The sequence below is a fragment of the Streptomyces sp. NPDC028314 genome (assembly GCF_055565795.1).
The window spans coordinates 1-12,902 of sequence record NZ_JBVHTP010000023.1 but is presented as its reverse complement, the minus strand read 5'-3'; the positions used below and the strand labels follow the sequence as shown (position 1 = coordinate 12,902).

Annotated in this window: 12 protein-coding genes; 1 reads left to right on the top strand and 11 read right to left on the bottom strand. The window is 73.8% G+C overall.

The features are described from left to right. Positions 1-44: 44 nt before the first annotated feature. The 8 genes from ACZ4TG_RS36000 to infC all read right to left on the bottom strand — a co-directional run bounded on the left by ACZ4TG_RS36000 (position 45) and on the right by infC (position 9,069). Positions 45-1,196, bottom strand: coding sequence for a PP2C family protein-serine/threonine phosphatase (locus ACZ4TG_RS36000; protein WP_468171891.1), 1,152 nt, complete (start codon positions 1,194-1,196; stop codon positions 45-47). 143 nt (positions 1,197-1,339) lie between these two features. Next, positions 1,340-3,868 carry a phenylalanine--tRNA ligase subunit beta gene (gene pheT / locus ACZ4TG_RS35995; RefSeq protein WP_468171888.1) on the bottom strand — a complete coding sequence of 843 codons (2,529 nt, stop codon included), beginning with the start codon at positions 3,866-3,868 and terminating at the stop codon, positions 1,340-1,342. Continuing rightward, a complete protein-coding gene (gene pheS, locus ACZ4TG_RS35990; RefSeq protein ID WP_468171885.1) occupies positions 3,868-4,995 on the bottom strand; it encodes a phenylalanine--tRNA ligase subunit alpha in 1,128 nt (375 codons plus the stop codon). Before pheS ends, pheT begins: the two co-directional genes overlap by 1 nt. Positions 4,996-5,156: 161 nt before the next feature. Then, positions 5,157-6,443 carry a sensor histidine kinase gene (locus ACZ4TG_RS35985; RefSeq protein WP_468171882.1) on the bottom strand — a complete coding sequence of 429 codons (1,287 nt, stop codon included), beginning with the start codon at positions 6,441-6,443 and terminating at the stop codon, positions 5,157-5,159. A gap of 56 nt (positions 6,444-6,499) precedes the next feature. Beyond that, on the bottom strand, positions 6,500-7,357 hold the full coding sequence (locus ACZ4TG_RS35980) for a TrmH family RNA methyltransferase (protein WP_468171879.1): 858 nt from the start codon (positions 7,355-7,357) through the stop codon (positions 6,500-6,502). A gap of 199 nt (positions 7,358-7,556) precedes the next feature. Further along, positions 7,557-7,943: a 50S ribosomal protein L20 gene (gene rplT / locus ACZ4TG_RS35975; RefSeq protein WP_007263143.1), complete on the bottom strand. Its 387-nt coding sequence runs from the start codon at positions 7,941-7,943 to the stop codon at positions 7,557-7,559. A 104-nt stretch (positions 7,944-8,047) separates the two neighbouring features. Beyond that, positions 8,048-8,242: a 50S ribosomal protein L35 gene (rpmI, locus tag ACZ4TG_RS35970; RefSeq protein ID WP_030387121.1), complete on the bottom strand. Its 195-nt coding sequence runs from the start codon at positions 8,240-8,242 to the stop codon at positions 8,048-8,050. Between the two features lie 104 nt (positions 8,243-8,346). Beyond that, on the bottom strand, positions 8,347-9,069 hold the full coding sequence (infC, locus tag ACZ4TG_RS35965) for a translation initiation factor IF-3 (protein WP_468172210.1): 723 nt from the start codon (positions 9,067-9,069) through the stop codon (positions 8,347-8,349). A gap of 353 nt (positions 9,070-9,422) precedes the next feature. On the opposite strand from infC, the gene ACZ4TG_RS35960 reads away from it, so the two are divergent. Then, entirely contained in the window at positions 9,423-9,800 is a 378-nt protein-coding gene (locus ACZ4TG_RS35960; RefSeq protein WP_468171876.1) for a DUF1844 domain-containing protein, read from the top strand. Between the two features lie 85 nt (positions 9,801-9,885). On the opposite strand, the gene ACZ4TG_RS35955 is transcribed toward ACZ4TG_RS35960, so the two are convergent. Genes ACZ4TG_RS35955 through ACZ4TG_RS35945 form a run of 3 tightly spaced genes read right to left on the bottom strand, consistent with a single transcriptional unit; the run spans position 9,886 to position 12,592 of the window. Continuing rightward, positions 9,886-10,626, bottom strand: a complete 741-nt coding sequence (locus tag ACZ4TG_RS35955; protein WP_468171873.1) for an SseB family protein — start codon at positions 10,624-10,626, stop codon at positions 9,886-9,888. 2 nt (positions 10,627-10,628) lie between these two features. Further along, positions 10,629-11,810 carry a type VII secretion-associated serine protease mycosin gene (gene mycP / locus ACZ4TG_RS35950; RefSeq protein ID WP_468171870.1) on the bottom strand — a complete coding sequence of 394 codons (1,182 nt, stop codon included), beginning with the start codon at positions 11,808-11,810 and terminating at the stop codon, positions 10,629-10,631. After that, positions 11,807-12,592 (bottom strand): hypothetical protein, encoded by a 786-nt coding sequence (locus ACZ4TG_RS35945; RefSeq protein ID WP_468171867.1) that lies wholly within the window; start codon positions 12,590-12,592, stop codon positions 11,807-11,809. The genes mycP and ACZ4TG_RS35945 overlap by 4 nt, the downstream gene beginning before the upstream one ends. Between the last annotated feature and the right edge of the window lie 310 nt (positions 12,593-12,902).

Sequence of the window (12,902 nt, the reverse complement as noted above, 5' to 3'; positions counted from 1 at the left end):
CGCACCGGGTCCCTCCACCGGACCCGGTGCGCGCGATCGGTGGCCTAACGGTCGTTGCGGAGCACCAGCAGGGCGACATCGTCGGCGAGTCGTCCGCCGGTGTGCCGCAGCAGTGCGGCGTGCACGCCCGCGACCAGCCGCGCGGGCGTGAGCGCCGGTTCCCGCGCGAGGACGCCGCGCAGGTCGAAGAACCGCCCGGCGTCGTCACGGGCGTCCTCCGCGCCGTCGGTGAACAGCACGAGCAGTTCGCCGGGCCGCAGTTGCCCGCACTCCCGCGCGGCCGGGACCTCGGGTACGGGTATCACCCCGAGCGGCGGCAGGGGCTCGGCCCCGTCGAGGGCGCGCACATCGGTCTCCCGCCGCGCGGAGCCCCGCTCCGCCCCGGCGGGCCCCAGGGCGCGCAGCGCGGTGTCCCGCTCGCCCGCCCACGGGGCACGCGTCCGGGCGGCGCCCCGTGCAGCGCGCGACGGCGGGCAGGGGACGGCCCCACAGGGCTCCGGCACCGGATCGGGCTCCGGGGCGGGGTCCGCGGCCGCCGCCGGGCGGAGCACGTACGGCCACGGGTGGCCGCAGTTCAGGGCCTGCACGGCCCCGTCCTCGGCGATCTGGAGCAGCAGCACCGTGACGAACTCCTCCGCCGACGGGGACTCCGGCTCGGCGGAGCACGTGGCGGGGTGCTCGGCCCGGGCCCGGTCACGGACGTGCCGGCCGAGCGCCCGCTCCATCCGGTGCAGCACACCGCCCAGCGCGGGCTCGTCGTACGCCGCTTCGCGGAACGCCCCCAGTACCGCCGCGGCCGCGCCCAGCGCGGGCAGCCCGTGCCCCCGTACGTCCCCGATCACCACCCGCACCCCGTACCCCGTCGGCACGACCTCGTACAGGTCCCCGCCCACCACCGCACCCCGGGTCGCCGACAGCTGCGCCGCGGCCAGCGCCAGCCCCTCGATCCGCCCCGGCAGGGGTCTGAGCAGCGCCCGCTGCGCGGCGCCCGCGATCTCCTGGGAGCGGCGGAGCTCCGCCACCAGCCCCCGCCGGATGTGCACCGCGCAGCCGGTGGCCAGGAGCAGGAACGCCGCGCACGTCGCGAGGCTCGGCACCAGCCGCCCCGGGGAGGACAGCTCCCAGGACACCGCGGCGCCGCCCCAGGCCAGGACGCACACCCGGCCCAGCCGGGGCATCTCCCTGCTCGTGTTCATCGTCGCGGCCTCCCCTCGGCCGCAATGATTGTGTCGACCGGCCGGAGCAGCGCATACGGGTCACCAGGGTTCTCACCCGAACGAGTGAGGGGCGCGTCCGGTGCTCCGGACACGCCCCTCAACAGGCCTTCTCTGCGATGCGGTTACGCGCCCCGCAGCACCGCGCCCGTCCGCTCGCCGGCCAGCGCCACCGCCGCGTCGCGCGCGGCCGTGGACTCCTCGGCCGTCAGCGTGCGGTCGGCGGCCCGGAAGCGCAGCGCGTACGCGAGGGACTTCTTGCCCTCGCCCACCTGCTCACCGGTGAACACGTCGAACAGCCGCAGGGACTCCAGCAGTTCGCCGGCGCCCTTGCGCAGCGCGTCCTCGACCGCCGAGGCGGGCACCGACGCGTCCACGATCAGCGCGACGTCCTGGGTCGCCACCGGGAAGGAGGAGATCCGGGGCGCCTGCACCGGCTCGCCGCCGGCCGCCGCGAGGCGGTCCAGGTCGAGCTCCATGGCGCTGGTGCGGGCCGGCAGGCCCATCGCCTTGACCACGCGCGGGTGCAGCTCACCGGCGTGGCCGATGACCGTCTCCACCCCGTCCAGGGTGACGAGCAGCTCGGCGCACCGGCCCGGGTGCCAGGGGCCGTACTGGCCCTGGCGCACGGTCAGTTCGGCGCCGGCCTCGGCGGCCAGCGCACGCGCGGCCTGGACGGCGTCGGCCCAGTCGGCCGGGCGGCCCTTGCCCCACCAGCCGGCCTGCTCGCGCGCACCGGCCAGCACGACCGCGGCGTACCGCGGCTGAGCGGGCAGGGCGGCGTTCAGGGTGGCGATCTCCTCGTCCGTGGGACGCCGGTCGACGGGCAGCCGTACGGCGACACCCGGCTGGGCGGCGGCCCGGAAGACCGAACCGGTCTCGAAGAGCGCGAGGTCGTGGCTGCCCCGGCTGTCGTTGCGGCGCAGCGCGCCGAGCAGACCCGGCAGCAGCGTGGTGCGCAGCGCCGGCTCCTCGTCGGAGATCGGGTTGACCAGCTTGACGACCTGGCGGGTCGCGTCGTGCGGAGCCAGCTGGAGCTGGTCGAAGACGCCCTCGCCCAGGAACGGGTAGTTGAGCGCCTCGACGTAGCCGGCGCCGGCCAGCGCGCGGCCGACCCGGCGGTGCAGCTGCTGCCGGGCGGTCAGGCCGCGGCCGGAGGGCACCTGCGGGAGGGTCGACGGGAGGTTCCCGTAGCCCTCCAGCCGGATGACCTCTTCGGCGAGGTCGTTGGGCGCGGCGAGGTCGGGCCGCCACGACGGGACGGTGACGACGAGCTCGTCCTGGCCGTAGACGTCGCAGCCGATCTCCTGGAGACGGCGCACGACGGTCTCGCGGCCGTACTCCATGCCCGCGACGCGGTCCGGGTGGTCCGCGCTCATCGCGATGGTGCGCGGGGCACCCGGGGCGACGAGTTCGGTGACCCCGGCCTCGGCCGTACCGCCCGCGACCAGCACGAGCAGGTCGACGGTGCGCTGCGCGGCCGCGGCGGCGGCCTGCGGGTCGACACCGCGCTCGAAGCGCTTGGAGGCCTCGGAGGAGAGCTTGAGGCGGCGGGCGGTCCGCGAGATCGACACCGGGTCGAAGTGCGCGGCCTCGATGACCACGTCGGTGGTCCCCGTGACCTGGCCGGTCTCGGGGTCCGTGACGGAGTCGGCGATCTCGGTGTTGGCGCCGCCCATGACACCGGCGAGCCCGATCGGGCCGCTGTTGTCGGTGATCACCAGGTCCTCGGCGTCGAGCGTGCGCTTGACGCCGTCGAGGGTGGTGAACTTCTCGCCCTGCTCGGCACGGCGGACGCCGATGGCCCCGTCGATGCGCGAGCGGTCGTACGCGTGCAGCGGCTGGCCCAGCTCGAGCATCACGTAGTTGGTGATGTCCACGGCGAGCGAGATCGGGCGCATGCCCGCCTTCTGCAGGCGGCGCGTGAGCCAGATCGGGGAGCGCGCCTCGGGGTCGAGGCCGGTCACCGTGCGCGCGGTGAAGCGGTCGCAGCCGGCCGGGTCGTCGATCTTGACCAGGTAGCCGTACGAGTTCGGCGCGGGCACGTCGAGGAGCGCCGGGTCGCGCAGCGGCAGGCCGTAGGCGGTGGCGGCCTCGCGGGCCACACCGCGCATGGACATGCAGTAGCCGCGGTCCGGGGTGATGTCGATGTCGAGGACCTCGTCGACGAGCTGGAGCAGCTCGATCGCGTCGGTGCCGACCTCGTGCTCCGGCGGCAGCACGATGATGCCGTGCGTGCCGTCGTCGCCCATGCCCAGCTCCTCGCCGGAGCAGATCATGCCGTGCGAGGTCTTGCCGTACGTCTTGCGCGAGGCGATCGCGAAGTCGCCGGGCAGCACCGCGCCGGGCAGGACCACGACGACCTTGTCGCCGACGGAGAAGTTCCGGGCGCCGCAGACGATCTCCTGCGGTTCGCCGGTGCCGTTGGCCTGGCCGACGTCGACCGTGCAGAAACGGATCGGCTTGCGGAAGCCCTCGAGCTCCTCGATGGTCAGCACCTGGCCGACGACGAGGGGGCCCTTGAGCCCGGCGCCGAGCTGCTCGACGGTCTCGACCTCGAGGCCGGCGTCGACGAGCTTGGCCGCCACGTCACGACCGGTCTCCCCCGCGGGCAGGTCGACGTACTCCCGCAGCCAAGAAAGCGGGACCCGCATCAGATCTCCATCCCGAACGGCCGGGTGAAACGGACGTCACCCTCGACCATGTCTCGCATGTCTTCAACGTTGTGCCGGAACATCAGCATCCGCTCGATGCCGAAGCCGAAGGCGAACCCGCTGTACTTCTCCGGGTCCACACCGCAGGCGACGAGCACCTTCGGGTTGACCATGCCGCAGCCGCCGAGCTCGATCCAGCCCTCGCTGGAGCAGGTACGGCACGGGCGGTCGGGGTTGCCCACCGATTCGCCGCGGCACACGTAGCACTGCATGTCCATCTCGGCGGACGGCTCGGTGAACGGGAAGAAGTGCGGGCGCAGGCGCGTGGTGGTGCCCTCGCCGAAGAGCTCCTGGACCATGTGGTCCATGGTGCCCTTGAGGTCGGCCATCGTCAGGCCCTCGTCCACGGCGAGCAGCTCGACCTGGTGGAAGACCGGGGTGTGCGTCGCGTCGAGCTCGTCGGTGCGGTACACCCGCCCCGGGCAGACGATGTAGACGGGGGGCTTGCGCTCCAGCAGCGAGCGCGCCTGCACCGGGGAGGTGTGGGTGCGCAGCACGACGCCGGACTCGTCGCCCTCGGTGCCCTCGGGCCCCTGGACGAAGAAGGTGTCCTGCATCTGGCGCGCGGGGTGGTCGGGCGTGAAGTTGAGGGCGTCGAAGTTGAACCACTCCGCCTCGACCTCGGGGCCCTCCGCGACCTCGTACCCCATGCCCACGAAGATGTCCGCGATGCGGTCCATCAGCGTGGTCAGGGGGTGCCGGGCGCCGGCCGGGACCCGGTCGTGGGGCAGCGTGACGTCCACGGCCTCCTCGACCAGCACCCGCTCGTCGCGCTCGGCCTCCAGCTCGACCGTGCGGGCCCCGAAGGCCTTGTTCACGGCGCCGCGGGCCTGTCCGACGCGCTTGCCCGCCTCGGCCTTGGCCTGGGGCGGCAGGGCGCCGATCTCGCGGTTGGCGAGCGCCAGGGGCGAGCGGTCGCCCATGTGCGCGGTCTTCGCCTCGCGGAGCTCGTCGAGGTCGCCGGCGGACGCGAAGGCGGCGAGCGCCTCGTCCCGCATGCGCTCGATCTCTTCCGGTTTCAGTGCCTCGACCTCGACAGGGTCGTACGACTTGTTCGGTGCCGACATCTCTTCCCGTACTTCCGATGGCTGGCTGGTGGACCCCGCGCGACGCTCGGCAGTCTCGACCGACACGTTCCACACAAGGACACAAAGGTGCCAAAGGACGAGTCTAAAGGTCGCTGGGGGTGAAGGGGCCCGTGGGCCGCCTGGCGAGACGTCCCGCAGGGTTACTGCGTGAGGTAGGCCGGGGCGGCGACGGGCAGGATAAATCGGAACTCGGCGCCGCCGCCGGGGCCGCGGCCGACCGCGATGGTGCCGCCGTGGGCCTCCACGATGCCCTTGACGATGTACAGGCCCAGGCCGGTGCCGCCGCGCTTGCTGCCCCGCCAGAAGCGGGTGAAGACGCGGCCCATCGACTCTTCGGGGATCCCGGGCCCTTCGTCGGTCACGGTGACGGCGGTTCCTTCCTCGGTCTTCCCCGCGGCATTCGCGAAGGTGGTCGGCGATACGTCGATGGTGACCGTTCCCTCACCGTGCCGCACGGCATTTTCGAGAAGGTTGCCGAGGATCTGGTCGATCTTGTCCGGATCGGCCCAGAGATCGGGCAGCGGGCGGCTGACGCGGACGAGGAACCGCTCGGGTGCCTGGCCGTTCGCGGTGAGGGCCTGTACGTGCCGGCCGACGGCGGTGGCGAGGTCCACCGGCTGGCGGCGCACCTCCAGGCGACCCGAGTCGATCCGGGAGATGTCGAGGAGCTCGGCGATGAGCCGGGTGACCCGGTTGGCATCGGCGTCGACGGTCTCCAGCATCAGCCGCTTCTGGTCGTCGGTGAACCGCTCCCACTTGGCGAGCAGGGTCGCGGTGAAGCCCTTGACCGAGGTCAGCGGGGAGCGCAGCTCGTGGGCGACGGTCGCGATCAGCTCGGCGTGGCTGCGCTCGGTGCGCCGCCGGGCCTCGGTGCCGCGCAGGGTGACCACGAGACGGCGCAGCGGGCCGGTGGGGTGGGTGCGTACGTAGCGGGCGGAGACCAGCACCTCGCGGCCGCCCGGGAGCAGCAGGTTCCGCTCGGGCTGTCCGCGCCGGGTGGCCAGGCCCCCGTACGGGTCGGTCAGCGCCCACCAGCGGCGGCCTTCGAGGTCCTCCAGCGGCAGCGCCCGGTCGATCCGCGCCCCGAGCGCCTCGCGGGCGGCGAGGGCGGTGATCCGGGCGGCGGCGGAGTTGAAGCAGATGACCCGCCCGGTGTGGTCGGCGACGACCAGCCCGTCCGGCAGGTCGTCGGGGTCGATCCCCGGGCCTGCGAACTCGGACGGCGCCCCGGCCGCGGGCGGCTCCTCGCGCGGGTTCCCCGGCTCTACGGGTCCCCCGTGCGCGGGGCCGGCCTGGGCGGGGACCACGTGCGGCGGGGCCTGGGGCGGGCGGGCCTGCTGTCCGCCAGCCCGGGGCGCGCGGGCGGGCCGGGGCGGCGGCCCGGCCGCCTCGACGGCCGCTGGCGAGCTGTTCGTACCGACGGTCATGTCCCCGTACCCCACATCTCCGAGTAGCGCAGTGGGCCCCCCGGGCCGCCACATTACTAGCTGGGGGTCACGGAGCGGCACCCTCCGGGCGCCCGCTGTGCACGCGCGGAAGCGTAGAGGCACACGGCGGCGGCCGTGGCGAGGTTCAGGCTTTCCGCCTTGCCGTGGATCGGCACCCGTACGACGGCGTCCGCCAGCGCCCGGGTCTCCTCCGGCAGGCCCCAGGCCTCGTTGCCGAAGACCCAGGCCGAGGGCCCGCCCATGGTGCCCGCGTCCAGCTCGGCGTCCAGGTCGTCCTCACCGGCCCCGTCGGCCGCGAGGATCCGTACGCCCGCTGCCCGCAGCCCCTCGACGGCCTGCTCCACCGGTACGCCGACCGCGACCGGGAGGTGGAAGAGGGAACCCACGGAGGCCCGTACGGACTTCGGGTTGTACAGGTCCACGGAGGCGTCGGTCAGCACCACCGCGTCGGCGCCCGCGGCGTCGGCGCAGCGCAGCACGGTTCCGGCGTTCCCGGGGTCGCGGACGTGGGCGAGGACGGCGACGAGCTTGGGACCGGCCTTGAGGATGTCCTCGAAGGGGGAGTCCAGGAAGTGGCAGACGCCGACGAGGCCCTGCGGGGTGACGGTCTGCGAGACCTCAGCGAGCACCTCGTCGTCGGCGTAGTGCACGCGGGCCCCGGCCAGCAGCGCGGCCTCGACGATGTCGGCGTAGCGCTCGGCGGCCTCGACGGTGGCGAACAGCTCGATCAGGGTCGAGGCGCCGCCCGGACCGCGGTGCTCTACGGCCTCGCGGACCGCCTGCGGGCCCTCGGCGATGAACCGGCGCTCCTTGGTGCGGAAGTTTCGCCGCGCCAGGCGCCTGGCGGCGGCCACCCGGGTGGATCGGGGGGAGATCAGCTCGGGGGTGCCCATGTGTCTGCGGTTCTCTCTCGGGGTCCGGAGCGCGGCTCCGGACGGCCGCCGGCGTACGGGCCGGGCGGGTCGGAGCCAGCGTGCTGGCGGGGTTGCGCGAGGTCCCGCCCCGGCGTCGCGGGGCGAAAGCACACGGACCCGCAGGCGTGTGGCCTGCGGGTCCGTGGGTGCCGACTGCGGTGTGCGGCCGGCCAAGGCCTTAGGCGGCGGCCTTCGGGGCGTTGACGTCGGCCGGGAGGGCCTTCTGCGCGACCTCGACGAGCGCGGCGAACGCGTTGGCGTCGTTGACGGCCAGCTCCGCGAGGATCTTGCGGTCCACCTCGATGTTGGCGGCCTTCAGACCCTGGATGAGGCGGTTGTACGTCATGCCGTTCTGGCGGGCAGCGGCGTTGATGCGCTGGATCCACAGCTGACGGAAGTCGCCCTTGCGCTTCTTGCGGTCGTTGAAGTTGTAGACCAGCGAGTGGGTGACCTGCTCCTTGGCCTTGCGGTACAGGCGCGAACGCTGACCGCGGTAGCCGGAGGCCGCCTCGAGGATCGCCCGGCGCTTCTTGTGGGCGTTTACTGCCCGCTTGACGCGTGCCACTTTTTAACTCCTTGTAGCGGGGCCGTGGTTGTCTTCACACGGCCCGAATTCGATGGGGTCCCGGTCCTGACGCTCATCCGCTCCCGGCGCGGGAGCGGAGAACATCACTTGCCGAGAAGCTTCTTGATCTTCGCGGCGTCGCCGGGGGCCATCTCCGCGGTGCCGGTCAGGCGGCGGGTGACACGGGACGACTTGTGCTCGAGCAGGTGGCGCTTGCCGGCGCGCTCACGGAGCACCTTGCCGGAGCCGGTGATCTTGAAGCGCTTCTTGGAACCGCTGTGCGTCTTGTTCTTCGGCATAGCGCCGTTATCTCCTCGTCGGTGGCGCCCCCACCGGTCCTTTTCGGGACCGGCTCACGGGAGCGTCATGTTGTGTCGGTGATCCGAGACGGGCTGCCCCGGAATCAGGCCTCGGCAGGTGCCTCGTGAGAGGTGTCTGCCTCGTCGGAGGCTGCCTCGGCAGAGGCGACCTCGGTCTCCTTCACCTCGACGGCGTCCTCGGAAGGAGCCTCGTCGTCGGTGAGGGCGACACCCTGGCGCTCGGCCTTGCGGGCGGCCTGCGCCTCGCGGGCTTCGGCCATCGCCTCGGTCTTCTTCTTGTGCGGACCGAGGACCATGATCATGTTTCGGCCGTCCTGCTTCGGGTTCGACTCGATGAACCCGAGGTCCTCGACGTCCGAAGCGAGGCGCTGCAGCAGTCGGTAGCCGAGTTCCGGCCGGGACTGCTCGCGACCACGGAACATGATCGTGATCTTGACCTTGTCGCCCTGCTTGAGGAACCGAACGACGTGACCCTTCTTGGTGTCATAGTCGTGCGGGTCGATCTTCGGCCGGAGCTTCATTTCCTTGATGACCGTGTGCGCCTGGTTCTTGCGCGCCTCACGGGCCTTCATGGCCGACTCGTACTTGAACTTGCCGTAGTCCATGAGCTTGCAGACCGGCGGGCGTGCGGACGCCGCGACCTCGACCAGGTCGAGGTCGTACTCCTGCGCAAGCTCAAGCGCCTTCGCAAGCGGCACGATGCCGACCTGCTCGCCGCTGGGACCGACGAGTCGTACCTCGGGAACGCGAATCCGGTCGTTGATGCGGGGCTCGGTGCTGATGGATCCTCCTCGGTAGCACCACACGGCTGTCTGGCAGACAGCCGCTGACGTTTTGTCGTCAGACCTACCGCGGCGGAGAATGAAAAAAGCCCCGCCGGGCACAGGCAGGGGCTCCAAAACAACCGGAGCACCGCCGCGTGCGAACCGCGGGGCGCAGACTCGGGCAGCTTTCCATCGTCCGTACGGAACGATGGATGCCGCCTGACCGGTGACCCGCCGCCCCGGAGGGCAGTCAGGTGGGAGAATCGGAGCCTCCACTTGTGGGCCGGGGACATACGTCTCCGGCCGGTCGTTAACCCAATATAGCACTGCGCGCCAGGTCCGCTCACCCGGAGGACCGGTCCGCGGGCGGCACGGCCCGGCTTATCGTGTGAGGCATGACTGACGCGACCCCCACCCCCGCCACCGAGGCCGACCAGGCCCCCGACTACGACGCCATGACCCGCGACATCGCGGACGTGCCGGCCGTCGAGGTGATCACCACGGTGGCCGTGCACCTGCTGAGCGCCGCGGCGGTCAACCTGGGCCTGGACAAGCCGGACTCCGAGCACAAGGACCTCGACGAGGCCCGCAAGCTGATCACGGCCCTGGCCGGCCTGGTCACCGCGAGCGCCACCGAGATCAGCTCCTTCCACGCGGCTCCGCTGCGCGACGGCCTGAAGTCGCTCCAGCTGGCCTTCCGCGAGGCCTCGCTGGTGCCGGACGAGCCGGGGCAGGGGCCGGGCGAGAAGTTCACGGGTCCCGTGTTCTCGTAACGGCTGTTCTCGTAACGGCGCAGCCGCGAAAAGGGCCGGGCCGGCCCCAGGGTTTCCTGGGGCCGGCCCGGCCCTTTTCGCTGCCTCAGCGGGTGAACAGGGGCTCGCCGGGCGGGGCCGGGGCCTGCGGCGGGAGCAGCGCCAGGTCCAGCCCGCGCACCAGCCGGCCCCGCAGGGTCTCGTCGGCCGCGATGGCCCCGGCCACCCGGCGCGCGGCCACGGCGGCCTCGGCGCCGGCTTCCAGCACGATCGCCAGGGTGCCGTCGGTCTCCCCGCCGCCCGGGACCAGGTGGGCGCGCAGGACGGCGGGCTCCGCCGCCACGGCGGCCCGTACGGCCTCCCGCACGGCCGGATCGGCCAGCGGGCCCGCGTCGGTGCGGCCCTCCGCCAGCGCGAGCAGCGCGGGGCCGGTCAGCTGGTACGGGACCGGGCCGGCCAGGTCGAGGACGATCGTGTCGGCCTTCTCGTGCGCGGCGGCGGCCAGGGCCTGGTGCAGCGGGACCGCCACCGGCCGGGCCGCCGGGTCCCACAGCGCCAGCGAGGCGATGGAGGTGAACGCGGGCAGCGCCCGCCGGTCCCCCGCCGTCAGGGTGGGGACGGCCATGTCGCTGGTCTTCTCGCGCTTGAGCCCGGTCTCCGGGTCCGTCTCGACCTCGCCGAGCATCGCGACGACCGGCACCAGCAGGCGGGCGCCCTTGAGGGCGGCCAGTACCTGCGGCTCCCGCGCCCGGTCCTGGGCCCAGGCGGCCAGGGCCGCGCTCAGTGCCGGGTCGGCGGAGCCGTCGTCGTCGGAGAAACCGGGGTCGGGAATGTTCTTGTTCGCCACAGTTAACCGACCCTATCCCGCCGCGGACGCCTCGGACGCCGGGCCAGTACCCCGGCCAGTGCGAGCAGCACCACCCCCGCGACCGCCGCCTCCGGCGCCCCGAGCCGCGCCTCGCGCTCCGGCGGGCGGACCGGGTCGGGGCCCGGGCCGAAGTACCGCGCGCCGGCCGGGACGGGTGCGGGGACCAGCGCCTCGGGGCGCAGCTTCTCGGCGGCCTGGAGGGCGGCGACGGCGTCGACCGTGCCGTGGCCCCGGGAGTCGTCGCGGCCACCGGCCGGGCCGTCGGAGGCGGTGTCCTCCAGCAGCTTCTTGATCTGGGCCGGGGAGAGACCCGGATGGGCGGCCTTGACCAGGGCCACCGTGCCGGAGACGAACGCCGAGGCGGCGCTGGTGCCCCACCCCTCGTAGTACGAGCGGTCCGGGTCCGCGATCACCACGTCGACGCCGGGCGCGCTGACGGTGGCGTACCAGTGGCGGGTGGAGAAGTCGGCCTTGCGGCCCTTGCGGTCGACGGCCGTGACGGCGATGACCCCCGGATAGGCCGCCGGGTAGGAGGTGGGGTCGCCGCGTTCGCCGCCGTTGCCCGCCGAGGCGACCACCACCACGCCCTTGGCGAGGGCGTACTGGACGGCCTCGTCCTCGGCGCCTTCGTGGTGGGCGGATTCGCTGTCGTCGCCGAGCGACAGGTTGATCACGTCCGCGCCGTGGTCGGCGGCCCAGCGGATGCCCTCGGCGAGCGCTCCGGCCTTGCTGTCCCGGGCCTTGGCGCGGCCCGGGTCCCCTTCTTCGAGGATCACCCGGACCGGGAGGATCTTCGCCTGCGGGGCGATGCCGAGGACGCCCTGGCCACGGTTCGGGCCGTGGCCGCGGCCGGCGATGATGCTGGCCATGGCGGTCCCGTGGCGGGCCCAGGCCCGGTCGCCGCGGCCGGCGCCCATGCCGACGAGGTCGGTGCCTTCGAGCACCTGGCCGGCGAGGTCGGGGTGGGTGGCGTCCACGCCGGTGTCGAGCACGGCGACGGTGATGCCGCTGCCCTGGGTGGTGCCCCAGGCCTCCTCGGCGCGCAGCGCCAGCAGGCCCCACTGGCGGTCCCGGATGGCGTCGGCGGCCGCCGGCTGCGCGGCGGCTCCGGCGAGGAGGGCGGCCAGCGCGAGGGCCGCGGACGCGGTACGGGCTCGGCTCATGGCGCGGACTCCGGCTGTGGCTCCGGCGACGCGGGCGGGACGACCAGGGCGCCGACGCTCCGCTCCACCTTCACCGCGACGGACTTGGCGGCATGGCCGAGGCCCGACTCGGCCACGACCCCGGTGGCGGCCTGCCGGACGGCCTCCTCGGCGGGCTGCGGCGCGTCGAGGACCCGGCCGTCGGCGAAGGCGGAGACGGCGTACACGAAGGCGGGGGCCTCGGCGATCACGGTGGCGGTCCAGGCGGCGCGCCGGGAGTCGGCGAACCCGTAGCCCGGCGGGGCCGTGAGCCGGTTGCGGAAGCCGTCCATGGTGGCGGAGTCGGCGGTGGTGAAGACCAGGCCGACGGTGATCAGGGAGCTGCGGGCGGAGTCGGTGTAGGTGGCCCGGAGCACGCGGGTGCAGCCGGTGGGGGCCAGGGCCGCCCGCCATTCGGCGTTGAGCGCGGAGGGGCAGTCGGCGTCGGGGGCGAGCGCGGTCCGGGTCCAGGTGCGGTCGGCTCCGCCGGGGCCGTCGCCGCGGCCGTCGAGGACGGGCGGGAAGAGGCTGTCGACGGGGGCGTTCCGCCAGAGCGCGGCGGCCTCGCGGTAGGCGGCGTCGGCGGGCAACGGGCGGTGCGCGGCGCGGTGTTCGTCCCACGCGGTGATCCCGGCCCCGCCGGCCAGCCCCGCCCCGAGCACCCCGCACACCACGGCGGCCAGCACCCGCCCGGGCCTGCGGCGCGGCGGCGGGGGCGGATCGGGCTCGGCCAGGACCGGCCACTGCCATGTAGACGTGCTCATCCGGCTGCTCCGCCCCCCGTTCGTACGCTGCGGCCTCCCCGTACTCTACGGCCGTTGCCCTGGCCGGGCGGGGGGCGGGTCCGGGGTGACCCTGCCCTGGCCGGGCGGGGGTCGGGTCCGGGGTGACCCTGCCCTGGCCGGGCGGGGGTCGGGCTGCCCCTGCCCTGGCCGGGCGTCGGTCGGGGATCGGGTTGCCCCGTTCCGGGCGGGGTGCGGTTTGCAGCTCGGCTGCTGCGGGGCGCCTCAAGCGCCGGCCGGTGCCCTGGCCGGGCGGTTGAGCTGGTCGCCTGCGGCGCCGTTGCTTCCGGCC